At 66.1% G+C, this 24,276-nt stretch carries 22 protein-coding genes and 4 tRNA genes; 2 read left to right on the top strand and 24 right to left on the bottom strand.

Annotation, left to right across the window (positions count from 1 at the left end; genetic code table 11):
- Nucleotides 1-42 precede the first annotated feature (42 nt).
- From F622_RS0101405 to prmB, 22 genes are all read right to left on the bottom strand, one after another.
- Nucleotides 43-1,932, bottom strand: coding sequence for a SurA N-terminal domain-containing protein (locus F622_RS0101405; RefSeq protein ID WP_018176066.1), 1,890 nt, complete (start codon nt 1,930-1,932; stop codon nt 43-45).
- 474 nt (nt 1,933-2,406) lie between these two features.
- Nucleotides 2,407-2,483, bottom strand: a tRNA-Asp gene (locus F622_RS0101400).
- Between the two features lie 36 nt (nt 2,484-2,519).
- Nucleotides 2,520-2,595: transfer RNA gene (locus F622_RS0101395), tRNA-Val, on the bottom strand.
- Between the two features lie 11 nt (nt 2,596-2,606).
- Nucleotides 2,607-2,879, bottom strand: coding sequence for an HU family DNA-binding protein (locus tag F622_RS0101390; protein WP_018143948.1), 273 nt, complete (start codon nt 2,877-2,879; stop codon nt 2,607-2,609).
- Nucleotides 2,880-3,139: 260 nt separating this feature from the next.
- A complete protein-coding gene (lon, locus tag F622_RS0101385) occupies nt 3,140-5,605 on the bottom strand; it encodes an endopeptidase La (protein WP_018168458.1) in 2,466 nt (821 codons plus the stop codon).
- 82 nt (nt 5,606-5,687) lie between these two features.
- Nucleotides 5,688-6,968 (bottom strand): ATP-dependent Clp protease ATP-binding subunit ClpX, encoded by a 1,281-nt coding sequence (gene clpX, locus F622_RS0101380; RefSeq protein ID WP_018168457.1) that lies wholly within the window; start codon nt 6,966-6,968, stop codon nt 5,688-5,690.
- A gap of 142 nt (nt 6,969-7,110) precedes the next feature.
- Entirely contained in the window at nt 7,111-7,752 is a 642-nt protein-coding gene (clpP, locus tag F622_RS0101375; RefSeq protein ID WP_018143951.1) for an ATP-dependent Clp endopeptidase proteolytic subunit ClpP, read from the bottom strand.
- Nucleotides 7,749-9,056, bottom strand: a complete 1,308-nt coding sequence (gene tig / locus F622_RS0101370; RefSeq protein ID WP_018168456.1) for a trigger factor — start codon at nt 9,054-9,056, stop codon at nt 7,749-7,751. Before tig ends, clpP begins: the two co-directional genes overlap by 4 nt.
- A gap of 82 nt (nt 9,057-9,138) precedes the next feature.
- Nucleotides 9,139-9,225 (bottom strand) — tRNA-Leu (locus F622_RS0101365).
- Between the two features lie 122 nt (nt 9,226-9,347).
- Nucleotides 9,348-9,423, bottom strand: a tRNA-Lys gene (locus F622_RS0101360).
- Nucleotides 9,424-9,562: 139 nt separating this feature from the next.
- Nucleotides 9,563-10,831 (bottom strand): YeeE/YedE family protein, encoded by a 1,269-nt coding sequence (locus F622_RS0101355; RefSeq protein WP_026304764.1) that lies wholly within the window; start codon nt 10,829-10,831, stop codon nt 9,563-9,565.
- A 124-nt stretch (nt 10,832-10,955) separates the two neighbouring features.
- Nucleotides 10,956-11,642: a 7-cyano-7-deazaguanine synthase QueC gene (gene queC, locus F622_RS0101350; RefSeq protein WP_018168454.1), complete on the bottom strand. Its 687-nt coding sequence runs from the start codon at nt 11,640-11,642 to the stop codon at nt 10,956-10,958.
- Between the two features lies 1 nt (nt 11,643).
- Nucleotides 11,644-12,339, bottom strand: a complete 696-nt coding sequence (gene queE, locus F622_RS0101345; RefSeq protein ID WP_018168453.1) for a 7-carboxy-7-deazaguanine synthase QueE — start codon at nt 12,337-12,339, stop codon at nt 11,644-11,646.
- A complete protein-coding gene (ybgF, locus tag F622_RS0101340) occupies nt 12,336-13,178 on the bottom strand; it encodes a tol-pal system protein YbgF (RefSeq protein ID WP_018168452.1) in 843 nt (280 codons plus the stop codon). The genes queE and ybgF overlap by 4 nt, the downstream gene beginning before the upstream one ends.
- A 15-nt stretch (nt 13,179-13,193) precedes the next feature.
- Nucleotides 13,194-13,748, bottom strand: coding sequence for a peptidoglycan-associated lipoprotein Pal (gene pal, locus F622_RS0101335; protein WP_018168451.1), 555 nt, complete (start codon nt 13,746-13,748; stop codon nt 13,194-13,196).
- A 46-nt stretch (nt 13,749-13,794) separates the two neighbouring features.
- Nucleotides 13,795-15,081, bottom strand: a complete 1,287-nt coding sequence (gene tolB / locus F622_RS0101330; RefSeq protein WP_018168450.1) for a Tol-Pal system beta propeller repeat protein TolB — start codon at nt 15,079-15,081, stop codon at nt 13,795-13,797.
- 34 nt (nt 15,082-15,115) lie between these two features.
- Nucleotides 15,116-16,129, bottom strand: a complete 1,014-nt coding sequence (gene tolA, locus F622_RS0101325) for a cell envelope integrity protein TolA (protein WP_018176068.1) — start codon at nt 16,127-16,129, stop codon at nt 15,116-15,118.
- An 11-nt stretch (nt 16,130-16,140) separates the two neighbouring features.
- Nucleotides 16,141-16,593: a protein TolR gene (gene tolR, locus F622_RS0101320; protein WP_018143960.1), complete on the bottom strand. Its 453-nt coding sequence runs from the start codon at nt 16,591-16,593 to the stop codon at nt 16,141-16,143.
- 3 nt (nt 16,594-16,596) lie between these two features.
- On the bottom strand, nt 16,597-17,271 hold the full coding sequence (gene tolQ, locus F622_RS0101315; RefSeq protein WP_018168448.1) for a protein TolQ: 675 nt from the start codon (nt 17,269-17,271) through the stop codon (nt 16,597-16,599).
- 32 nt (nt 17,272-17,303) lie between these two features.
- Entirely contained in the window at nt 17,304-17,723 is a 420-nt protein-coding gene (gene ybgC / locus F622_RS0101310; RefSeq protein ID WP_018176069.1) for a tol-pal system-associated acyl-CoA thioesterase, read from the bottom strand.
- Nucleotides 17,720-18,763: a Holliday junction branch migration DNA helicase RuvB gene (gene ruvB / locus F622_RS0101305; protein WP_026313016.1), complete on the bottom strand. Its 1,044-nt coding sequence runs from the start codon at nt 18,761-18,763 to the stop codon at nt 17,720-17,722. Before ruvB ends, ybgC begins: the two co-directional genes overlap by 4 nt.
- A gap of 87 nt (nt 18,764-18,850) precedes the next feature.
- Entirely contained in the window at nt 18,851-19,747 is an 897-nt protein-coding gene (prmB, locus tag F622_RS0101300) for a 50S ribosomal protein L3 N(5)-glutamine methyltransferase (RefSeq protein ID WP_018176070.1), read from the bottom strand.
- Between the two features lie 78 nt (nt 19,748-19,825).
- Here prmB and asd point away from each other — a divergent pair, with 78 nt between their 5' ends.
- Nucleotides 19,826-20,680 carry an archaetidylserine decarboxylase gene (asd, locus tag F622_RS0101295; protein ID WP_018176071.1) on the top strand — a complete coding sequence of 285 codons (855 nt, stop codon included), beginning with the start codon at nt 19,826-19,828 and terminating at the stop codon, nt 20,678-20,680.
- A 246-nt stretch (nt 20,681-20,926) separates the two neighbouring features.
- Here asd and F622_RS0101290 read toward each other — a convergent pair whose 3' ends face one another.
- Both F622_RS0101290 and recQ read right to left on the bottom strand, forming a co-directional pair.
- A complete protein-coding gene (locus tag F622_RS0101290) occupies nt 20,927-21,682 on the bottom strand; it encodes a DUF3581 family protein (RefSeq protein WP_018168443.1) in 756 nt (251 codons plus the stop codon).
- Nucleotides 21,683-21,725: 43 nt separating this feature from the next.
- Complete coding sequence (recQ, locus tag F622_RS0101285) at nt 21,726-23,615, bottom strand: DNA helicase RecQ (protein WP_018176072.1); 1,890 nt, start codon at nt 23,613-23,615, stop codon at nt 21,726-21,728.
- A gap of 199 nt (nt 23,616-23,814) precedes the next feature.
- Here recQ and F622_RS0101280 point away from each other — a divergent pair, with 199 nt between their 5' ends.
- On the top strand, nt 23,815-24,276 hold the full coding sequence (locus F622_RS0101280) for a cytochrome c (RefSeq protein WP_018176073.1): 462 nt from the start codon (nt 23,815-23,817) through the stop codon (nt 24,274-24,276).

The raw sequence follows: 24,276 nt of genomic DNA, 5'->3' as shown, positions 1-24,276 counted from the left end.
GGTCGGGAGCGCACCAAGCGCCCCCTCACGGTTCTGCGGCGACTAGTCCAGCGCGTCGGGGAAGCGCTTGATCTCCGCCTGCTCTTCCAGCCATGCGAGATAGGACCGGAATTCGGCACTCCCGTAGGCGTTGCCAATCTGGTCGCGCGCCTGCTGGCGCGCCGCGGCATCCACTGCGTCCTCGCCCATGCGTACGGCTTCCAGCACGGTCACCGCGAAGTCACCATCCCCGACCCGGGCGCCGGCAATCTCCACCGCGCCCTCGCCTGGCGCCGGCAGCCGGAACAGGTGGTCCTGCAACCCGGTTGGCAGATCGCCCGTCCGTTCACGGGTGATCTCGACCGACCGACTCCATTCTCCGTTCTCCACGGCCTCGGCGGTCCAGTCATCGGCTTCGCGCAGTTGCTCGATCAGGGCCTCTCCCGCCTCACGCGCGGCATCCGCGGCGGCCTGACGCTGCAGGCGCTCGCGGATCTCGTCCTCCACCTCCGCCAGCGGGCGCACCTCGGCCGGCTCGTGCTCATCGACACGCAGGATCACGGTGGAACGGTCCTGCAGGTCGATCGCCTCGCTGTTGTTGCCGTCTTCCAGTACCCGCGGGTCAAACGCCGCATCGCGGATGGAACGATGGCGGGCGATGCCATCGCCCGAGCCGCGGGAGAACCAGTCGCTGGTCTGGACCTCCAGGCCCGTTGCGTCGGCGGCCGGCTCCAGAGTGTCCGGAAACTCGATTGCCAGTGCCATCAGGTCGTCCAGAGCGTCGATCTGCAGCTGTTCGGCCGTCCGGTCGCGCAGATCCTGCTCGACCTCCTCGCGCACCTCTTCGAACGGCTGCGCCCGGGATTCCTGGATCGCGGTCACCTCAAGGATGAACCAGCCACGATCCGTTCGTACCGGCTGACTGATGAGGTCCTTCGGCAGGGTGAAAATGACGGTCTCCAGGGTGGAATCCAGATCGCCCCGGGCGACCTCGCCCAGGCTGCCACCACGGTCGGCCGTCAGGCTGTCTTCGGAGTATTCCTCCGCCAGGTCGCCGAAGTCCTCGCCATCATCCAGGCGACTACGCAGTTCACGGATACGCGCCTCGCCATCCTCGTCGGTATCCTGGATGCGGATCTGGCGCACCTCGCGCAGTTCCGGCTCTTCGTAGCGACTGCGATTGACCCGGTAGTGTTCGCGCACCTGATCCTCGGTGACATCGACCCCGGCCTCCAGGCCTTCCGGGTCCAGGCGCAGATAGCTCACCCGCACCCGTTCCGTGGTCGTGAAGTCTTCCGGATTGGCGTCGTAGTAGTCGCGGATCGCGTCGTCATCCACCACATCCGGACGATCAAAGTCGTCTGCGGCGAAGACCTTCCAGCTCGCAACCCGCGTCTGGTTGCGCAGGCGGCTGTAATCCTCCACCAGGGCTTCCGGCACCACGCCCGTGGCCTGGATGCCACGCTGAATTTGCGACATCACAATACTGCGGGCGATGTCCTGCTCGAAGTCGGCCGGGCTGATGCGCTGGGCATTCAACAACTGGCTGTAGCGTTCGCGGCTGAAGCGGCCCTCCTCCTGAAACACCGGCATGCCGCGGATCTCGCGCAACACGCTGTCGCCCGCCGCCTTGAAGCCGGCGGAATCGGCCGCCTGGCGCAGCAGTTCCTGGCGGATCAGGGTCTCCATCGCCTGCAGGCGGATGCCCTGCTCGTCCAGGACGTCATCCGGGATCTCGCCGCCAAACATGCGCGCCATCTCGTCGCGCTGGGCGCGGGCCTCCTGGTGCACGTCGCGCACCGCGATATCCGTGCCGTTCACCTCGGCGGCGACCAGCGGGCCCGCCCCGCCGAAATACTCGCCCAGGCCCCACAGGGCAAAGGGGATGGTGATCAGGCCAATGATCACATAGGCGAGCCAGCCGCTCGCCCGGTCACGAATCGCTTGCAACATGATGGTCTCTGCTCACTCCGGCAATTAGGAGGAAAACGGGAATCAGCGGCCGATGGTAGCAGGCACGCCCGCGCGCGTCTGCGCCTGGGCTCGGGTGTCTGCCACGCAGCGCGCGCTGGCAAGAAGAAGGGCCCGACCAAGAGCGTCTACCGGAAGATCAGAAGACTCGATGGGAGGCGGGGCGAAACTGGACTGGTCTCCTCGCATGAAGCCTTGCGCACTCTCGTGCCGGCGCCGATCGCTGGGGACATACCTCGGAGCCGTCGGCCCGGAGGATCGGACCTCGCATTCGATGCGCTCGCGCGATGACAGTGCCCGGCCCCGGACTCCCGGAAATGCCTCTCGGGCTTTGTTCCGCCCTTCCCACGTTCCGATCGACTACTGTGGACCTTGGTCTGGCCCAAAGACGTGGCTTCGAGCGCTCCGTGGTAGCCAACAAAGAAAAAGGCGCCACAAGGGCGCCTTTCTCAAAGATGGCGGAGCGGACGGGACTCGAACCCGCGACCCCCGGCGTGACAGGCCGGTATTCTAACCAGCTGAACTACCGCTCCGTATTCGTGCAGCGCAACCAGGGTCAGGGTTGCACTTGGTGGGTGCTGACGGGTTCGAACCGCCGACATTCGCCGTGTAAAGGCGACGCTCTACCAACTGAGCTAAGCACCCCATAAAGCGCGCTAGTTTACTCGATCCTTGAGCGCTTTACCAGCCTTGAACGAAGGCGTTTTCGACGCGGCAATCTGAATGCTCTCACCGGTACGCGGGTTACGGCCGGTGCGGGCTTCGCGCTCGCGCACCAGGAAGGTACCAAAGCCCACGAGGGAGACCTGGTCACCCTTGGCGAGGGTATCGCCGACCACACTCACCAAGGCATCCACGATGTTGCCGGCCTGGGCCTTGGGAACATCGGCTTCCGCCGCGATCGCGTCGATCAATTCGGATTTATTCATGAAGCGCTTCCTTATCTCAGTGGTGACTCAGGCTTTCTGCCGGACGGGGCCTAGCTTACACCAGCCGGGGACCTTTTCTCCATGGCCCCGCGACTGCCCTCGGCACGAAATCAGATGATGCGCATGGGGTTATAGCAAGCCCCCCGAAAAAGTGTCAAACGCCCGCCCGGCGGGGCCCTCGGGCCGGCTTGAACCAACACACAAAAAACCGCGGGCGCCGATGAATCCAGCGGCCGCGGTTTCGCACCAATTACAGATGCTTAGTGATGCCGGACCCGACGGCGACCGGATTCCTTGGCCGGCTTGACGACTTCCTCGACCTTCTCCGGCGTTTCCCCGGCCTTGCCTTCCGGCATGTGGGTCAGCGCGAGCTCGAGGACCTCGTCGATCCAGCGCACCGGACGAATATCCAGCTTCTGCTTGATGTTCTTCGGGATGTCGACCAGATCCTTCTCGTTCTCTTCCGGGATCAGGACGGTGCGAATCCCTCCGCGGTGGGCGGCCAGCAACTTCTCCTTCAGGCCCCCGATCGGAAGAACCTGGCCACGCAGCGTGATCTCGCCGGTCATCGCGACATCCGCACGCACCGGGATACCGGTCAGTGCCGAGACGATCGCGGTGCACATGCCGATGCCCGCGGACGGGCCATCCTTCGGCGTCGCGCCCTCCGGCACGTGGATGTGCAGGTCCTTCTTCTCGTGGAAGTTCTCCTCCAGGCCCAGGGCCTCGGCGCGCGAGCGAACCACGGTCAGGGCGGCGTGGATGGACTCCTGCATTACATCGCCGAGCTTGCCGGTCTGCTGGGTCTTACCCTTGCCCGGGACCACGCTGGCTTCGATGGTCAGCAGCTCGCCGCCGACCTCGGTCCAGGCGAGGCCCGTGACCTGACCGACCTGATCGTTTTCCTCGGCCAGGCCGAAGCGGAAGCGACGCACGCCGAGATATTTCTCCAGCGTCTTGGGTGTGACCGAGGTGGTGCGTGCCCGCTCCTTGTCGCTGGCCAGCAGACGCTGCTTGGCCACCTTGCGGCAGACCTTGGCAATCTCGCGCTCCAGCGAGCGCACGCCCGCCTCGCGGGTGTAGTAACGCACCATGTCGCGCACCGCCGAATCGGAGATCTGGATCTCGGCCGGCTTCAGGCCGTTGGCCTTGATCTGCTTGGTCAGCAGGTAATTGTGCGCGATGTGGACCTTCTCGTCCTCGGTGTAGCCGGACAGGCGGATGACCTCCATGCGGTCCAGCAACGGCCCGGGGATGTGCATGCTGTTGGCCGTGGCCACGAACATCACGTCCGACAGGTCGAAATCGACCTCCAGGTAGTGGTCGCTAAACGTGTGGTTCTGTTCCGGATCCAGCACCTCGAGCATCGCCGAGGCCGGGTCACCGCGGAAGTCCATCGCCATCTTGTCGATTTCGTCCAGCAGGAACAGCGGGTTGCGCACACCGACCTTGGCCAGGTTCTGGATGATCTTGCCCGGCAGCGAGCCAATGTAGGTCCGGCGATGGCCGCGGATCTCGGCCTCGTCGCGCACGCCGCCCAGCGCCATGCGCATGAACTTGCGATTGGTCGCACGCGCGATGGACTGCCCCAGCGAGGTCTTGCCAACCCCGGGCGGGCCGACCAGGCACAGGATCGGGCCCTTCAGCTTGCGCACGCGGGACTGCACCGCGAGATACTCGAGGATGCGTTCCTTGACCTCTTCCAGGCCGTAGTGGTCCTCGTTGAGGATCTTCTCGGCGCGCGTCAGGTCCTTGCTGACGCGGGTCTTTTTCTTCCACGGGACGTTGACCAGCCAGTCGATGTAACTGCGCACGACGGTGGCCTCGGCCGACATCGGAGACATCATCTTCAGCTTGTTCAGCTCGGCGGTGGCCTTCTTCTTGGCCTCCTCCGGCATCCCCGCCTTCTCGATCTTGTCGGCCAGGTCTTCCTGCTCGTTCGGCGCGTCCTCGAGATCCCCCAGCTCCTTCTGAATGGCCTTCATCTGCTCATTCAGGTAGTACTCGCGCTGGGATTTCTCCATCTGCTGCTTCACGCGGCCACGGATCTTCTTCTCGATCTGCAGCACATCCATCTCGCCCTCGATCTTGGCGACCAGGTGCTCCAGACGCGCGCGCACATTGGCGATCTCGAGGACTTCCTGCTTTTCCTCCAGCTTCAGCGACATGTGCGCGGCAATGGTGTCGGCCAGGCGCGAGGTGTCGTCGATCCCGGCCAGCGAGGTCAGGATCTCCGGCGGGACCTTCTTGTTCAGCTTGATGTACTGCTCGAACTGATTCAGCGCGGAGCGGCCGAGGATCTCCAGCTCCTTGTCCTCGGTGTCGTATTCCTCGTCGATCAGCCGGATGTCGGAGACGAAGTAGTCCTCTTCCTTCTCGACATTGCCGGTAGTGGAGATATCCATCACATGGGCGCGCTGGGCGCCCTCCACCAGCACCTTGATGGTGCCGTCGGGCAGGCGCAGCAGCTGCAGGATATTGCCCAGGGTGCCAATCTGATGCAGATCGCCGGCCTCTGGCTCGTCGACCTCCGCGCTCTTCTGCGCGACCAGCAGCACCTGCTTGTTCTCGGCCATGGCCGAATCCAGCGCCCGGATCGACTTCTCGCGACCCACGAACAGCGGGATGACCATGTGGGGATAGACCACGACATCGCGCAGCGGCAGCACCGCGACGCGCTTGACGGGGGAGTCCACCTCGTTCTGGGAGGAGTGGGTATCGGTCATGTTGCCCCCTAAGGGCTGGACGAATGTACAGGAGGAAGTGGGGGCGGCGGCGCCCGTTTCAAGGGCGCCGCGACACTTCCGCTCAGGAATCCGCGGCAGCCTGCTTCTTGGCGAACGAGTCGTTCTCGTAGACCAGGTACGGCTCGGCATCGCCACGGATCACCGCCTCGTCGATCACCACCTTGCTGACCCCCTCCATGGAAGGCAGCTCGTACATGGTGTCGAGCAGGATGTTCTCCATGATGGTGCGCAGACCGCGCGCACCGGTCTTGCGGGCCATCGCCTTGTGGGCGATCGCGGACAGGGCATCGTCGCGGAACTCGAGCTCCACGCCCTCCATCTCGAACAGACGCGCATACTGCTTGATCAGGGCGTTCTTCGGCTGGGTCAGGATCGTGATCAGTGCGTCCTCGTCCAGCTCGTCCAGCGTCGCCTGCACCGGCAGACGGCCGACGAACTCGGGGATCAGGCCATAGCGCACCAGGTCATCGGCCTCCAGCTGCTTCAACCACTGGCCACCGGACTTGGCCGCCTCGGTGGTGCGCAGCTCGGCGCCAAAGCCGATCCCGCCCTTCTCGGCGCGCTGCTGGATCACCTTCTCCAGCCCGGAGAAAGCACCGCCACAGATGAACAGGATATTGCTGGTATCGACCTGCAGGAATTCCTGCTGCGGGTGCTTGCGCCCGCCCTGCGGCGGCACCGAGGCGGTGGTGCCCTCGATCAGCTTCAGCAGGGCCTGCTGCACGCCCTCGCCCGAGACGTCACGGGTGATGGACGGGTTGTCCGACTTGCGCGAGACCTTGTCGATCTCGTCGATGTAGACAATGCCGTTCTCGGCCTTCTCGACGTCGTAGTCGCACTTCTGCAACAGCTTCTGGATGATGTTCTCGACATCCTCGCCCACGTAGCCGGCCTCGGTCAGCGTGGTGGCATCGGCGATGGTGAACGGGACATTCAGCACCCGCGCCAGGGTCTCGGCCAGCAGCGTCTTGCCGGAGCCGGTCGGTCCGATGAGCATGATGTTCGACTTGGACAGCTCGACATCGTCCTTGCCGGCCCGGGCCTGCAGGCGCTTGTAATGGTTGTAAACCGCGACCGAGAGGATCTTCTTCGCGGAGTTCTGGCCGATCACGTAGTCGTCGAGGATCGCGCGGATCTCGTGCGGGGTCGGCAGGGAATCACGCTCGGCGTGACCCACTTCCTGCATCTCCTCACGGATGATGTCGTTGCACAGCTCGACGCACTCGTCGCAGATGAATACGGATGGCCCGGCGATCAGCTTGCGCACCTCGTGCTGGCTCTTTCCGCAGAAAGAACAGTACAGGAGCTTGCCGTCGGCGGGGGGGGTGGTTTCGTCGCTCATCCGTTTGCCTCGGTTGCGATTTCAGTGTTCTTCAGAACATGCCCCGTTTGCCTGGCAGTTGCAAACGAGCCAAGCGGAAGTCCGGTATTGACGCCCCCGCCCCGAAACGGTGCTCGGGGGCGGGCTTGCGAACAACGCGGACTCAATCGCTCGCGGAGTCGCGATGGGTCAGCACGTGGTCGATCAGGCCATATTCCTTCGCGTCGACCGCGGTCAGGAAACGGTCACGATCGGTGTCCTCCGCGATCTTGTCGATCGACTGGCCGGTATGATGGGCCAGCACGCGGTTCAGCTCATCGCGGATCTTCAGGATCTCGCGAGCGTGGATGTCGATATCCGAGGCCTGGCCCTGGAAGCCGCCCAGCGGCTGATGGATCATCACGCGCGAATGCGGCAGGGCATGCCGCTTGCCGGCGGCACCGCCCGCCAGCAGCAACGCGCCCATGCTGGCCGCCTGGCCGACACACAGGGTGCTGACCTCGGGCTTGATGAACTGCATGGTGTCGTAGATCGCCATGCCGGCGGTCACCGCGCCACCCGGAGAGTTGATGTACAGGCTGATTTCCTTGTCCGGGTTTTCCGACTCGAGGAACAGCAGCTGGGCCACGATCACGTTGGCCATATAGTCCTCGACCGGACCCACGCAGAAGATCACTCGATCCTTCAGCAGGCGGGAGTAGATGTCGTAGGCGCGCTCGCCGCGGGCGGTCTGCTCGACCACCATCGGTACCAGGTTCAGCCCCTGGGCGTGTTGTGCGCCCTGGTCGGCCATATCGTGGCTCATTCAGTCGACTCCTTGTTCGGATTCATCACGTCCTGGAAGCTGGTTTCCTTCTCGGTGACCTTGCCCTGCTCGAGCACCCAGTCAACCACCTGATCTTCCAGCACCAGTGACTCCAGGTTGCTCTTCGCCTGGGGATTGGAGCGGTAATACTGCTTCACCTCTTCCGGATCCTCGTAGGTCGCCGCCATCTCCTCGAGATCGCGTTCGACCCGCTCGGCGTCCACCTCGAACCCCTTCTGTTCGATGATGGCACGCAGCGCCAGACCCAGACGCACGCGACGCTTCGCCTCTTCCTCGAACAGGCTGTCCGGCAGCGGCTGCGTCTGCTCGGCGCCGCCGAAGCGCTTCTCGGCCTCTTCGCGCAGGCGGTTGACCTCCGACTTCACCAGGGCATCCGGAAGATCGAAGTCGTGCTTGTCGACCACGGCCTCCAGTACCTGCTGCTTGACCCGGCCCTTCAGGGCCTGGCGCAGTTCCCGCTCCATATTGGACCGCACATCGGCGCGAAGTTTCTCGACCGAGCCGTCCTCGATCCCGAATTTCTTGGCGAACTCCTCATCCACCTCCGGCAGCTTCGGCCCCTCGACCTGCTTGATGGTCAGCGCGAACTGCGCGGTCTGGCCCTTCAGGTTCTCCGCCGGGTAGTCATCGGGGAAGGTCACATCAATGGTCGGCTCCTCGCCGGCCTTCACGCCCGTGAGCTGCTTCTCGAAGCCCTCGATCAGGCGCCCGGCGCCGAGCTCGATCTGGAAGTCTTCGGCCTTGCCGCCCTCGAACTCCTCGCCGTTCAGGCTGCCGACGAAGTCCAGCGTCACCCGGTCGCCTTTCTTGGCCTTGCGCTTGACCTCGGCCCACTCCTTGTTCTGCTCGCGCAGGGAGTCGATCACGCGATCGATGTCCTCGTCCCCGACCTCGGCCACCGGGCGTTCGATCTCGACGCCGCTGAAGTCAGCCACGGCCACTTCCGGGAACACCTGAAAGCTGGCGGTGAACTCGATCGCGTCGTCGCCTTCCAGATTGGTCGGCTCGATGCTCGGGTTACCGGCCGGCTCCAGGCCCTCCTGCTGCACCGCCTCGCGGTAGCTTTCCTGCAGGACCTCGCTCATCACCTCCTGGTACACCCCGGAGCCGTAGCGCTGGCGCACGACCTTCAGCGGGACCTTGCCCGGGCGGAAGCCGTCCAGCTTGACCCTTTTGGCGAGGGACTTCAGGCGATTGTCGACCTCGGTATCGATCCGCTCGGAGGGGACCTGGATGGTCATCTTGCGTTCCAGGTTGCCGGTGGCTTCAACAGAAACTTGCATGGAGGGCCTCGTCATAGTTCGGTAATCGGTCATCCCTGCCGATCGCAGTGGTAACCTTCATGGCTGGTCGGAATGCAGACAGTGGTGCGAAAGGAGAGACTCGAACTCTCACGGGTTTTACCCCACTGGGACCTAAACCCAGCGCGTCTACCAGTTCCGCCACTTTCGCGATCTTGCAGAAAACTCTTGTTGCGTTCGCGCGTTAGCCGCGCATTCTAGCGTGTTCCCCACCCACAAACACAAAGAGCCCGTATAGACGGGCCCTTGTGCCGGTGCGGGGACCGGAGAAAATGGTGGGTCGTGTAGGATTCGAACCTACGACCAATTGGTTAAAAGCCAACTGCTCTACCAACTGAGCTAACGACCCTTTTCGGTTCGGCCCGGAGCGAACATCTGGATCACCCTGGCCGTTGCAAAGTCGAAGGCCCGGGATCGCCGGGCCTCCAGTGCCGCGTAGTTTACGGCGCGACGGGGAAAACGCAAGACGCGCCCCCGTCGCTATGCCATCAGATGGCTTCCAGCTTGCGCATGCCGCCCGGCAGCAGCTTCATGTCCACCAGCGAGGTGATCAGCGCCTTGCCGAAGCTGGCCTCGTCTTCGTAGACCATCTTGTAGTACTGGATCTTCATGGTCAGCGCCGCGCCGAAGACGATCATGACGAACGTCAGGAAGCCGCCCAGGGCCAGCGTGGAGATCCCGGTGATGCCCTGGCCGATGGTGCAGCCCATCGCCAGAACGCCGCCGAAGCCCATCAGGATCCCGCCGATGAAGTGGTTCACGAAGTCGCGCACCGAAGCGAACCACTCGAAGCGGAAGGCACGCGTGACCAGGGCCCAGAAGAAGGAACCCAGGATCACGCCGGCCAGCGCCATCACGCCGAAGTACAGGACGGTGCTGTCGAAGCCGGTCGACACGTAGCGCAAGCTCTGTCCCATCGGGTTAATGAAGGTGAACGACTGGTTGGCCCAGGGGGCACTCTCGGCCGGGCGCTCACCCGCGTCGGCATCCGCCACGAAGTCCCAGTCCGAGACATAGGCTTGCGGGGTGTAGGTGTCCATGCCGTCGTCGACCTGGATGTTGCTGGTCAGCCACCAGGCGCCCAGCACCACCAGACCGATCACCAGCCCCCCCAGGATATTGTCAAAGCTGCGACGGAAGTCCGCGGCCTTGAAGATCAGGGCCAGCAGCAGCACGCCGATCACGAGACCCAGCACCAGGCGCGCGGTCAGGCCGTTCTCTTCACCGGCCACCAGCGTGCCCAGATCCTGGCCCGCCGGGGTGGAGATCGCCAGCGCGGTGGTCCAGTCCATGAACAGCAGGGAGTACAGGGTGTCGGAGGTACCCGGCAGCGGGCGAACCATGTAGAAGGCGATGATCGCGATCACGATCAGTACCATCAGCGACTTGATGTTGCCGCCGCCCACGCGCACCAGGGTCTTGTTACCGCAGCCGGAGGCATAGGTCATGCCGATCCCGAACAGGAAGCCGCCCAAGGCGTGCTCGACCCACTGGAATTCGGTCATGCGATAGTTGGGGAAGGAGCCATCCGCGCTCAGCACGCCGAAGAACTCGAGGATCGCCACGCCCAGCATGGCCACGGCAATCGCCAGCAACCAGGAACGCATGCGTCCGGTATCGCCCATGTTCACCCAGTCGGACACGGCGCCCATGGTGCAGAAGTTGGTCTTGTTCGCCACGGCTCCCATGATGAAGGCGAGGATGAACGCCCCACCCAGGAACGCCATTGCGGCAGTCGAAAAACTGGAGAATTCCATCACGTATCCTCTCGATGAAAGATTTCAGGGCACGCCTGCACCCATGGGGTGCGCAGCATACATCGGACGCTAGACGAGATCGAGCCCGCTTTCATTCCTGCCCGAGGCATTCCGGGGCCGCGGCTCAGTCGGGGACATAGCGAGTCGGGTCGGGGACACCGGCGGCCGCGAAGCCCTCGCGGCGGATGCGGCAGCTGTCGCAGCGCCCGCATGCGCGGCCGTCGGCGTCGGCCTGGTAGCAGCTGACCGTCTGGCTGTAGTCGACCCCGAGGCGGACCCCGGCCTGGATGATCTCGGCCTTGGACCAGTGCATCAGCGGCGCCCGCACCTCCCAGGGCGTGCCCTCCACCCCGCTGCGGGTCGCCACCCGGGCGAGGTCGCGGAAGGCCTCGATGAAGGCCGGACGACAATCCGGGTAGCCGGAGTAGTCCACCGCATTGGCCCCCACATACAGCAGGCGCGCGTCCAGGGTCTCGGCAAACCCCAGGGCGAGCGCCAGAAACACCGTGTTGCGTGCCGGCACGTAGGTCACGGGGATGCCCTCGGTCGGTGCCGTGGGCACGGCGATCGCGGCGTCCGTCAGTGCGGACCCACCAATCGCGCTCAGATCCACCGCCACTACGCGGTGATCCGTCACGCCCTGGGCGGCGGCTACGCGCCGCGCAGCGTCCAGCTCCGTGTGATGGCGTTGACCGTAGTCGATCGACAGGGCGTGACAGTCCAGCCCCTCGGCGCGGGCCATGGCCAGGCAAGTCGCCGAGTCAAGCCCGCCCGAGAGCAGCACCACGGCCTTCTCCGCGCGCTCACTCATGTCAGCGCCCCGGCTGGTCGCCCCAGAGGAGCTTGTGCAGCTGCATCTGAAAGCGAACCGGGAGACGTTCCGCGATGATCCAGTCGGCCAGGGCCCTCGGTTCCAGTTCGCCGTACACCGGCGAGAACAGGACCTCGACCTCCGGGGCCAGCCCCAGACGCTCCAGCTCGGCTCGCGCCCAGTCAAAGTCCTCGCGCCCGGCCAGCACGAACTTCAGCTGGTCGCCGGCCCTCAGTCGAGGGATGTTCTCGGGGTGGTTGCGAGCGGATTCCTGCGACGCTGGCGCCTTCCAGTCCATCACGATGGCCACCCGCGGATCGACACCCGCGATCGCCATCGCCCCGCTGGTCTCCAGCGAAACGCTGAAACCGGCATCGCACAGGCCCTCCAGCAGCGGCAGGCAGCCCGGCTGCGCGAGCGGCTCGCCGCCCGTCACGCAGACATGCCGAACCCCGGCGCGCCCGACCCAGTCGAGGATCGTCGCCAGCATCAGGGCCTCGCCACCCTCGAAGGCGTATTCGCTGTCACACCAGCGACAGCGCAGCGGGCAACCGGTCAGGCGCACGAAGGCGGTGGGCCAGCCCACCTGCGCCGCCTCCCCCTGCAGGGAGACGAACATCTCGGTGATCCTCAGCCGCACCGCGGCCGGATCGATCACCCCGGCGCCCCGGGCATCGCGCAGCGTGTCCGTGGTCATTGGCTGTCTTCGATCCGCCGCAGGCGCTCACGGGCCAGGCGATCCAGGGTGGTCCCGCCGTAGTCGGCCCGTACCGCCTCCAGCGCCTCGCGCGCCGCGTCGAAGTTCTGCAGTTCGTAGTGGGCGTAGCCAATCTTCAGCAGGGCATCGCCACCCTTGTCGCTTTCGGGGAAATCCTCGCGCAGCCGCTCGAAATCCTCCAGCGCTGCTTCGAACTCGCCGCTGGCGTATTTCGCCTCGGCCAGCCAGTACCAGGCATTGGCGGTGAAGTTGCCCTCGGGGTAGTCCTCGATGAACTGTTCCAGCTTGCGCATGGCCGTGGTGTAATCCCCGGCCATCAGGTCGTCAAACGCCGACTGATAGGCGGCCTGCTCGTCCGCTTCCGGCAGGTCCAGTTCAACCACCTCCTCCCGCGGCGCGGCATCCGTGGCTACCGCCCCGCTCTCGAACGCGCCCACCCGCTCATCCAGGTGACGGAACTGATCACGCTGGCGGGTGCTGAGACGGTTCACCTCGTGGCGCAGGGTTTCCACCTCGCCGCGCAGTTCGCGCAGATCCCGACTCAGCGACTCGGAGACCTGCAACAATTCGTTCATCGCACTGGAATCCAGCACCCGCTCGACGCGCTCGAGGCGGCGTTCGAGCTGGCGGATCTGCGACTGGGTGGCGAACACCGTACCGTCCTGGGCCCCGGCCGTGCCCGGCACCAGGGCCAGCGGGGCCAGGGCAAAGGTTACGGCCAGAATGGCGCCAAGAAGAAGGCCCGGACGTCCCGGGCACCGAAACAGAAATGCCCCCGAGGGGGCATTTCCGCAAGACTTGTCGAGCTTTGATTGCATCTGGCTTCCCGTCGCTTAGCGCCGGGATTCGTAGACCAGCTCGACCCGGCGATTCTTGGCCCAGGCCTCCTCGTTCTGCTGGAAGGCCACCGGCATCTCTTCACCATAACTGATGACCTCGAGCTGGTCATCCGAGGCGCCGTTCAGATTCAGCACCCGGCGCACCGACTGCGCCCGGCGTTCGCCCAGAGCCAGGTTGTACTCGCGCGTACCGCGCTCGTCGGTATGCCCTTCCAGACGCAGGCGCGCACCCGAATTCTGCGAGAGGTAGGCGGCATGCGCCTCCAGCATCGGCATGTATTCGGACTTGACCTCGTCGCGGTCGAACTCGAAATACACCAGGCGTTCGGCCAGCGGGCTTTCCGGGTCGTCCAGGGCCGCCGCGTCGAAATCGCGATCTCGACCCAGGCCGCGGGCCTCGGCGGCCTCGCGTTCGGCACGCGCCTGTTCGGCGGCCGCCTCGCGCTCGGCGGCTCGTTCGGCATCCTCGGCATCGCGCGTTGGTGTGGCACAGGCCGACAGGGCCGCAATGACGACAGCCGCAAGGGCCAGGCGAAACAGGTTATTCATGGCTTTCGTTTCCTCGAAAAAGGGACAGTAAATAGGTCCGGGGACATCAGTTCAGGGGCGACCAGGCAGGTTCGCGCACCTCGCCTTCGCGGGCGGCCAACCGCTGGTGCACCTGGCCGTCGCGACTGACCGAGCCGAGCACGCCTCGCCCCCCATCCGTCATGGCATACAGGATCATGCTGCCATTGGGTGCAAAGCTTGGCGACTCTGCATCGCGCCCGTCCGTGAGGCGCGTCACACGGCGATCATCCAGATCGAGACGCGCCAGCTGAAATCCGCCATCGCCCCCATGGACGTACACCAATGAGCGGCCATCCGGGGAAATCGTGGCCGCCGCCGCGTAGCCGCTCTCGAAGGTGAGACGGCGCGCATTGCCACCGCTGGCCGGCTGGGCATAGATTTGCGGCGCGCCCGCACGATCCGAGGTGAAGTAGATGGTGTCGCCGTCGGGCGACCAGACCGGCTCGGTCTCGATCGCGCTGGAGCGCGTCAGTTGACGCAGATCGCCTGAGGCCAGATCCATCACGTAGATATTCGGCGAGCCGTCGCGCGAAAGGCTCAGCGCCAGCTGGCGGCCGTCCGGGGACCAGGCCGGGGCGCTGTTAATGCCGGTAAAACTCGCGATCCGGTTGCGCTCGCCGGTCTCCACATTCTGACGGAACACCTCGGAGCGGCGATTCTCAAAGGAGACGTAGACCAGCTCACGACCGTCCGGCGACCAGTCCGGCGACATGATCGGATCCTCAGACCGGAACAGGGTACGCGGATTGGCGCCGTCGGAGTCCGCGACCTCCAGGCGAAACTCGCGCGAGTCGTTGCGGCGCTCGACGCTGACAAACGCGATACGCGCACTGAAGGCACCCGGGTCTCCGGTGATCTGCTCGTAGACGATATCCGACACGCGATGCGCGCCGCGGCGCAGCATGTCCGCCGGCACCGGGATACGCCAGCCGCCCAGGCGTTCCTCGGCCAGCACGTCGAACACGTGGAACTCGACCATCACGTTGTCGCCGTCGGGGCGCATCGAGCCGACCACCAGATACTCCAGACCCGCCTCGGCCCAGGGCTGAGCAAGGAAGTCGGCTGGGCCCGAGGGTGCTTGGGGCAAACCGTCGCGTTCGACGTCAAACAGCCCGCTCCGGGTCAGGTTCGCGGCCAGGATCTGGTCCACATCCTCGCCCGGACGCCCGTCGCCATCCCAGGTGAACGGAGCCACGGCCACCGGGATCGCACCCGTCACCCCCTCGGTTACCGTCACTTCCAGTACCGCCTGGGCCTGCGCCGACCAAAGCAGCGCCAACCCCAGCAGCATCGTATGAATCATTCGTTGCATGTGTTTCCTCGTGGACCGGCTTGCGCCGGCCCGGTCAGTCGGGCTCGAAGCGGATGAGCACCCCGCCGCGCACGGCATCCGCATCCGGTGGGCGCGGCAGCGACGACAGGCGATCCATGGTCTGACGGACCGAGTCGCAGAAGGCGGGCCCGCCGGAGCAGCTCTCGATGTCGAAATTGATGATACGCCCGGTCTCGTTGACGCGCACGAGAACGATGGCACGATCCGAGGCATCCAGCCCCGATGGCTGGCGCCAGCGTCGCTGCACCACTGACTGCACCTGCGCGCGCCATTCGTTCAGCTCGCGATCCGCCTGTGCCTGGCGTTCCGCGGCCTCGCGCCGGGCCTGCGCCTCGGCCATGCGCTCCTGCTCGCGCTCCATCGCCTCGCGGCGGCGCTGCTCTTCCAGTTCGCGCTCCTGCTCGGCGCGACGCTCGGCCTCTTCCCGTTCGCGGCGTTCGGCCGCCTCGCGCTCGCGGCGCTCCGCCTCTTCCTGCGCCTGACGCTCCGCTTCCTCGCGCTCCCGCCGTTCCGCCGCCTCACGCTCGCGCGCCTCCTCGGCCTCACGCCGGGCCTGTTCCGCAGCCTCGCGCTCCTGGCGGATACGCTCGCGTTCGGCCTCGGCCTCCTCGCGCGCCTGGCGCCGCTCCTCCTCGGCCTCGCGGCGGGCCTGTTCGGCATCCTCCAGGGCCTGCTGGCGCGCGCGCTCCTGTTCCTCGCGGCGGCGTTGCTCCTCGGCCTGGCGGCGCTCTTCCTCGCGCCGGGCCTGTTCCTCGGCGCGGCGGCGTTCCTCTTCGGCGCGCAGCTGTTCGGCGACCTGCTCCTGCTCGGCGACTTCGCGCTGGTGTTCGATACGATCGAAGGTCTCGGCATCCACCGCGACCGCGTCGATCACCTCGATATCCTCCTGCACCGCGATCTCGACAGCGGCACGGGTGGAGGTCGGCGAGACGAGGCTGACATTCAGCAACAACGCCGCGAACAACACGCCATGCAGAAGCAGGACGAGGACCAGGCTCAAGGGATGACGGCGCAGGAGCTCGAACACGGCGGGGCGGCTCAGTCCTGGTTGTCGCGCGGCGGCTCGGTGATCAGCCCGACCCGGCCGCCTCCGGCACGCTGCAGGGCAACCATGGCATCGATCACGCGGCCGTAATCGACATTGCGGTCACCGCGCACGAAGGTCTGGGTACCCGGATTCTCGGCGAGGAACTCGCGCACGATCTCGGTCATCTCCTGCGGCGCCAGCGGCTCGTTCACATAGGGCCCCTGGTTCAGGCTCATGGCGCCGCCGGCATCCACCGTGACCACCAGCGGCTCGGCCGCCTGCGGGTCCTCTTCCATGGCCTCGGCATCGGCCTCCGGGAGGTCGACCTCCACGCCCTGCTGCAGCATGGGCGCGGTGATCATGAAGATGATCAGCAGAACGAGCATCACGTCGATGAACGGCACGACGTTGATCTGCGACATGGGCCGCCGCAGGCGGCGACTGTTGCGACGCGACTCGGCCATGGCTTAGGCCGGCGCCCCGGCGGCACCCTCGGCAGGCTTGCCCGCCCCCTGGCGATTCAGCAGGGCTACGAACTCGTCGCCGAAGTTCTCCAGGCGCGAGGCCACGCGGTCAACATCCCCGGCGAAGCGATTGTAGGCGATCACCGCCGGGATGGCGGCGAACAGGCCAAGCGCGGTCGCGATCAGGGCCTCGGCAATCCCGGGGGCCACCATCGCCAGTGTGGCCTGCTGCACCCCGGACAGCCCCAGGAAGGCATGCATGATGCCCCACACCGTCCCGAACAGGCCGATGTACGGGCTGGTCGAACCGACCGTGGCGAGGAACTGCAGGTAGCGCTCCATCTCGTCGGTCTCGCGCGCGATGGCCACACGCATCGCGCGGTGCGCGGGCTCGCCGGGCGCCATGCCGTGCTGGCGGGCCCGCAGGAATTCCTTGAAGCCCGAGGAGAAGACATGCTCCATGCCGGACATCTCCGACTTGCGCCGCACCCCCTCGTACAGATGCGACAGATCGGCGCCGGACCAGAAGCGCTCCTCGAATTCATCGCTGGCGCGGTGGGCCGCGTTGAGGGAACGCGCCTTGATGATAATCACCAGCCAGGAGAGCACCGAGGCGACCACCAGGATCACCATGACCAGCTGCACGATCAGACTCGCGTCCATGATCAGCTGGTACATTGAAAAGTCGACTGTCACTTGTCCATCTCCCGTTATGCCTTTGTTCCATCCGCCGCACGCAGCGCGTGCGTCACTTCATCGGGGATTGCCACCGGCGCCTGCCGGGCCACGTCCACACAGGCAATGCCGACCTCGCCGGTCACCAGCACCGCCGCGTCACGCTGCACCGCCTGCGCGAATTCGATGCTGGCGCGGCGCAGACGCTGCACCCGGCAGGTCACCGTCAGGGCCTCGTTGAAATGGGCGGGGCGCTGCATCTCCACAGACAGACGCCGCACGGCGAACACAATTCCGTACTCGGCGCGCAGCCGGTCCTGCTCGAAGCCCAGCGCACGCAGCCATTCGGTCCGCGCGCGCTCCATGAATTTCAGATAATTCGCGTGGTAGACCACGCCACCGGCATCGGTGTCCTCGTAATACACCCGCACCGGCCATGCGAAATCCGTCGTCATGGCTGGCGCGCGCCCTCGGCCATCGGCGTCAGCAGGTCACCCTCCTCCGTGCGCGCCAGACCAAACATGGCCAGCGTGCGGCGAGTCGCCTGGCGCCCGCGCGGGGTGCGCTGCAGATAGCCCTGCTGGATCAGGAACGGCTCGACCACATCCTCCAGCGTGCCGCGGTCCTCGTTCATCGCGGTGGCCAGACTCTCGACCCCGACCGGGCCGCCATCAAACTTCTCCACCAGCACCTCCAGCAGACGGCGATCCTGGGCATCCAGCCCCGAGGCATCGATCGCCAGCAGGTCCAGCGCCTGCGCGGCCACATCGAGCGTCACCACGCCATCGGCCCGCACCTGGGCGAAATCGCGCACCCGCCGCAACAGACGATTGGCCAGACGCGGCGTGCCGCGCCCGCGGCGCGCGATCTCGGTCGCGCCCTCGGCCTCGATCCCCACGCCCAGCAAGCCGGCGGCGCGATTCACGATATGCGCGAGATCGGGGACAGTGTAATGATCGAGGCGCTGGACGATACCGAACCGGTCACGTAACGGGGCCGAGAGCAGCCCGGCGCGGGTGGTGGCCCCCACCAGCGTGAACGGCGGCAGGTCCACCTTGATTGAACGCGCGGCCGGACCCTCGCCGATCACGATATCCAGCTGGCCATCCTCCAGGGCGGGATACAGGATCTCTTCCACCACCGTCGGCAGGCGGTGGATCTCGTCGACGAACAGGACATCGCGCGGCTCCAGCGCGGTGAGGATCGCCGCCAGGTCGCCGGCGCGCTCCAGCACCGGGCCGGAGGTCTGACGCAGGCCCACCCCCAGTTCGTTGGCAATGATATGCGCGAGGGTCGTCTTGCCCAGCCCGGGCGGGCCGGCGACCAGCGTATGGTCCAGGGCCTCGTCACGCCCGCGGGCGGCCTCGATGAACAGCCCCAGCTGCTCGACCACGCGCGGCTGACCGGTGTAGTCCGCGAGCCGTTTCGGGCGCAGGCTGACCTCCGCCCGCTCTTCCTCGGACCGACTCTGCATATCCACCAGACGTGATTCCATAGCCTCGCAGTATGCATCGCCACCGGCGCCGTTTACAGGGCCTGCTGCCGGGTTTTCGGACCGGGGTCCGGGCGCGGGTCGGCGTGGTCAGGCGCTGGCGGGCAAGTCGCGGGCGTAGACCAGGAACACGCCATGCCCGCCGGCCTCGAACTCCAGCCAGATCATTGGCAGGTCCGGGAAGGCCGCCTCCACCGCGGCCTGGCTGTTGCCGACCTCCACGATCAGCGCGCCGTCCTCGGTCAGGTGCTCGCGGGCCCCGTCCAGGATGCGGCGCACGATATCCAGCCCGTCGCCCCCGGCAGCCAGTCCCAATGCCGGCTCGTGGCGGTACTCCTCCGGCAAGGCCGCCATGTCCTCGGCATCCACGTACGGCGGATTGGACACGATCAGGTCATAGCGGTCACCGGCTTGCAGCCCATCGAACACGTCGGACTGCAATGCGCGGACTTGTTCGCTCATCTGGTGGCGCTCGATGTTGATCCGAGCCACCGCCAGCGCATCCGGCGAGACATCCGCCAGGTCCACCTGCGCCTGCGGCAGGGCCAGCGCCATCGCGATACCGATGCAGCCACCCCCGGTGCAAAGATCCAGGGCCCGAGTCACCCCATCGGGATCCAGCCACGGCTCGAAGCCCGCGGCGATCAACTCCGCCAGGGGCGAGCGCGGCACCAGCACGCGCTCGTCGACATAGAACGGCAACCCGGCAAACCAGGCCTCGCGGGTCAGGTACGCCGCCGGCTTGCGGGTGGCGATGCGCTCGCGCAACACCGCCACGACCCGCGTGCGCTCGGCCTCGCTCAGGCGCGAATCCCACCACGACTCGGGTAGATCCAGCGGCAGGTGGAGGGTGTGCAGCACCAGCCAGGCCGCCTCGTCAAAGGCGTTGTCGGTGCCATGGCCGAAGGTCAGCCCGGCGCCGCGAAACTGGCTGGCGCCGAAGCGAATGAAGTCGCGCAAGGTGCGCAATCCGGTGGTTGAATCCATGCCCGGTCTTTCCGTTGCGTGCGGGGGCGGTCATCATACCGCCTCGATGTCACTGTGTACGCCCGAACGAGATCCCGCATGAGCAAGATCGACCCCTGGCTGGCGCGCCTGTCGCACCTGCTGCCACAGCACGCCCTGTCGCGCGTGGTGCATCGTCTGGCGCGCATCGAGTCGCCGCAGCTGCAACCGCTGCTGCGCGCCTTCGTGCGCCGCTTCGGCCTGAACATGGACGAGGCCGCGGAACCGGACCTGACCACCTACCCCAGCTTCAACGCGCTGTTCACCCGCGCCCTGCGCGAGGACGCACGGCCACTGGAGGGGGACGCAAATACCCTGGTCAGCCCGGCCGATTCCCGGGTCAGCGCCGCCGGGCGCATCGAGGGCGGGCAGATCTTCCAGGCCAAGGGACATCACTACACGGTCCGGGAACTGCTGGGCGGGGAGGACGAGCTCGCGGAGGCCTTCCGTCACGGGCACTTCGTGACCCTGTATCTGTCACCGCGTCACTACCACCGACTGCACATGCCGCTGACCGGCACCCTGACCCACATGATCCATGTGCCCGGACGGCTGTTCTCGGTCGCCCCGCGCATCGTGCGTCACGTGCCGCGGCTGTACGCGCGCAACGAACGGGTGATCGCCTTTTTCGACACCCCGGTGGGGCCGATGGCCATGGCCTTGATCGGCGCCCAGAACGTCGGTTCCATCGAGACCGTATGGGCTGGCGAGGTTACCCCGCCCCATGGTCGCGAGATCAGCGTCAGCGAGTATCCGGACCGTGCCGTCACCCTGGAGCGCGGCGCGGAGATGGGTCGCTTCAACCTGGGCTCATCGGTCGTGCTGCTACTGCCCGATCACCCACTAAAACTCGCGGAACACCTGACGCCCGAGACCGAAGTCCAGGTCCGCGCGGCGCTCGGCCAGTTCTACTGAGTTTTCAGTACGAAGCACACGCAGACAGGAAGAAGTTCAAGGGCGATTCACAGGAAGACGGGAAATCAGAAGAGTTCTTGAACGCTCACACCCAGCCCCAGTGCCTGGCGCGACGCTGTCGTCCGCAGTTCTCCTCAATGCCCCCGGAGCAAAAACGCCCCGCCTTCCCGCCGACCTGGAAAGGCTTTTCGCTTTGGACCTGGCCCTTCTTCATGTCTTCGTGCGCGTGGTGGTGAACAAGGCACCTCAGGCCTGGGCGTGGGCCCCGCCCTGCTGATTGAAGTAGGCGGCCTTCCAGCTTTCGTAGTCGGCGACGAGCCGCTCGACATCGGCGGCATCGAACGCGCGCAGCCCGCTCAGCACGAGGTGCTTGCTGCCGTCGGCAACCACCGACTGGTCGATGACCAGTTCGTAGTCCAGGCGAATCTCTCCGCGCTTGCCATTGACCGTCATCACCGCATCCTTCAGACGGGGCTCCGGCACCCCGGCGCTGGCTGCCAGCGGCTCGGGCAGATGAAAACCCATGCGCTCATACATCACCAGTGGGCGCTTGGGGTTCACCATCACGCCGTGCTCCTCCATCAGCGGCACCAGCACGTGCGGGAAATTCTGCCCGGAAAAGCCGACATAGCTGCGGATCAGGGATCCGATCGCACTGGGCTCGTCGATCACCGCCCCCGAACGCTCGACCTCGATTACGCTCTTGCCACTCTCGTCGGTAATGGCAAAGGCCGCGCCCGGGTTTTCCGGAAAGATCAGGGGCACATTGCCTCCCACCATGCCGGTGAAACGGAAGAGCATGTCCGCGCTCGCGCCGTAGGTGTCCAGCACCAGGGCAAACAGTAGATCCCCCGGGACACAGAAGCGCCGGTTGTCGGCATCGTGGATCGGATTGAAGTCGCCCGCGAGGGTCTTGGCGAAGTCGCTGCCCTGCTCCGGGGTTACGACCAGCTGACCGTCGCGAAGGCGGTAGAAATCCTCAAGGAAGCGGGTATCGGTCACGCGGTCTCCCCGAACGCATCATTTGGTGTGGTTTTTCGCACCACTATAGCCCGAAATGCCCCTCGATGGCCTTGATAAAGGCATCGCCGTAGCGTTCCAGCTTGTGCTGCCCGACCCCGGAGATCCCGGCCATCTCGTCATGGGTGCGCGGCGCGGCCGCCACCATCTCCAGCAATGTGGCATCGCTGAAGATCACGTAGGGCGGCACCCCCTGATCCCGCGCCAGCTCGGTACGCAGGCCCCTCAGCGCCTCCCACAGGGAGCGATCCTCGGTGTCCATCGCCGCGACTGTACGGGCCGTATCACGCCGTGCCGGGCTGGCGCTACGTGCCCCCTTCTCCGGACGGGCCGCCTCCTCGCGCAGGTGAATCCCCTCCTCGCCGCGCAGAACCGGGCGGCAGGCCGGATCCAGCTTCAGTCCGCCGTAGCCCTCGTCATCCAGGCGCAGCAGCCCACGCGCCAGCAACTGCCGGACCACGCCGCGCCACTGCGCCTTGTCGAGTTCCTTGCCAATGCCGAAGGTGCTCAGACGATCGTGCCCCAGACGGGTCAGGCGCTCACTGGCCGAGCCGCGCAGCACGTCGATCACATGCCCGGCGCCGAAGCGCTCGCCGGTTCGATAGATGCAGGACAGGAGCTTTTGCACCGGCACGCTGGCATCCCAGGTCGCCGGCGGCTCCAGACAGTTGTCGCAGGCCCCGCAGGGTTCCGGCATGTGCTCGTCGAAATATCCCAGCAGGGCCTGGCGGCGGCAGCTGGTGATCTCGCAGAAGCCCAGCATGGCCTCCAGCTTTTGCTGTTCGACGCGCTGACGCTCGGCCCCGGCCTGCGACCCCTCCAGCATCTGGCGCAAGGTCACGACATCCTGCAACCCAAAGACCATCCAGGCATTGGCCGGCAGGCCATCGCGGCCGGCGCGGCCGGTCTCCTGATAGTAGCCCTCCAGACTCTTCGGCAGGTTCAGGTGGGCGACAAAGCGCACATTCGGCTTGTCGATGCCCATGCCGAAGGCGATGGTGGCGACCATCACCACCCCCTCCTCGCGCAGGAAGCGGGTCTGGTTCGCCGCGCGGGTCGCGGCCGGCAGGCCGGCGTGATACGGCAGGGCGGTGACACCCTGCTCCGCCAGCCATTCGGCCACGGCGTCCACCTTCTTGCGTGACAGGCAATACACGATCCCCGCCTCCCCGGCGTGTTCCTCGCGGATGAAGCGCAGCAGCCGATCACGTGCCGAGCCGCCCCGGCCGCCGTCTGCCTGGGCGATGCGGTAGCGGATATTGGGGCGGTCGAAGGAACTGACGAAGGCGCGCGCCTGATCGAGGCACAGCCGTTCGCGGATCTCCTGGCGGGTCGGGCCGTCGGCGGTCGCGGTCAGGGCCAGGCGCGGCACCTGTGGAAAACGCTCGGCCAGCACCGCCAGTTGACTGTATTCGGGGCGGAAGTCATGCCCCCACTGCGAGACGCAGTGCGCCTCGTCAATCGCGAACAGGGCAAGGTCGATGCCTTCCAGGCGTTCCAGCATGCCCGAGGCAAACAGCCGCTCTGGCGACATGTACAGGAGGTCCAGTTCGCCGGCGTGCAGGGCCGCCAGCACGGAACGCGCCTCGTCCGCCTTCTGGCCGGAGTCGAGACTGGCCGCGGCCACGCCGTTCTGGCGCAGGGCGGCGACCTGGTCCTGCATCAACGCGATCAGGGGCGAGATCACGATGCCGCAGCCGGGCCGTGCCAGCGCCGGGATCTGGTAGCAGAGCGACTTGCCGCCGCCGGTGGGCATCAGCACCACCGCGTCGCCACCACCGGTCACGTGTTCGACGATCGCCTGCTGCTGGCCGCGAAATTCCGTATAGCCGAAGGTCTCGCGCAGGATCTCCAGTAGCGCCGCCGCCGGAGCGCTTCCCTGCGCTTCTCCAGCTGCAAGACCCGAGGGTTCCAATGGATACACTCCAAACAATATGACAGGCGGGCAAGACTGCCGAATGCCCGGCACCGCTGCAAGCGACAGGCGTCGGAATCACCCTGCGCCGCCCGCAACCGACACCTGCAAGAAGACGCTGATTCGGGCTTTTGCGCCTTTCCGCGATAACACTCGCCACGCTAAACTGCCGATCCAGCCCTCCTTTTCCGGAATCCCAATGCCGACATCCACCCGCCTCCTGCCCGTTGTCTGTCTCGCGCTCCTGACGCTCGCCGCCTGCTCCGAGGCCCCGGATTCGGACACCGGGGACGCGGCCGCGCAGGCACCCGCCAGCGAGTCGAACGCGGCCTCGGGCTCCACGGCCCAGCTCGACTACAGCCTGCCGCCGGAGGGTTTCGCCGCTGACCCCGAAGCCGGGCGCTCGCTGTTCCGGTCCAACTGCATGGAGTGCCACGGCGAGGATGCCCGCGGCACCGACCAGGGGCCGCCGCTGATCCACCGCATCTACGAGCCCTCGCACCACCCGGACATCACCTTCCATCGCGCGGTGGCCCTGGGCGTGCACCAGCATCACTGGGAGTTCGGCGACATGCCGCCGGTGGCGGGCGTCACCGGCGAGGAGACCGCCCACATCATCGCCTGGATCCGCCAGGAACAGCGCGCCGTCGGCATCGACTGA

The organism is Thioalkalivibrio sp. ALMg3, from assembly GCF_000381225.1.
Lineage (GTDB): Bacteria > Pseudomonadota > Gammaproteobacteria > Ectothiorhodospirales > Ectothiorhodospiraceae > Thioalkalivibrio > Thioalkalivibrio versutus.
This window is presented reverse-complemented; position numbering and strand designations above follow the sequence as displayed.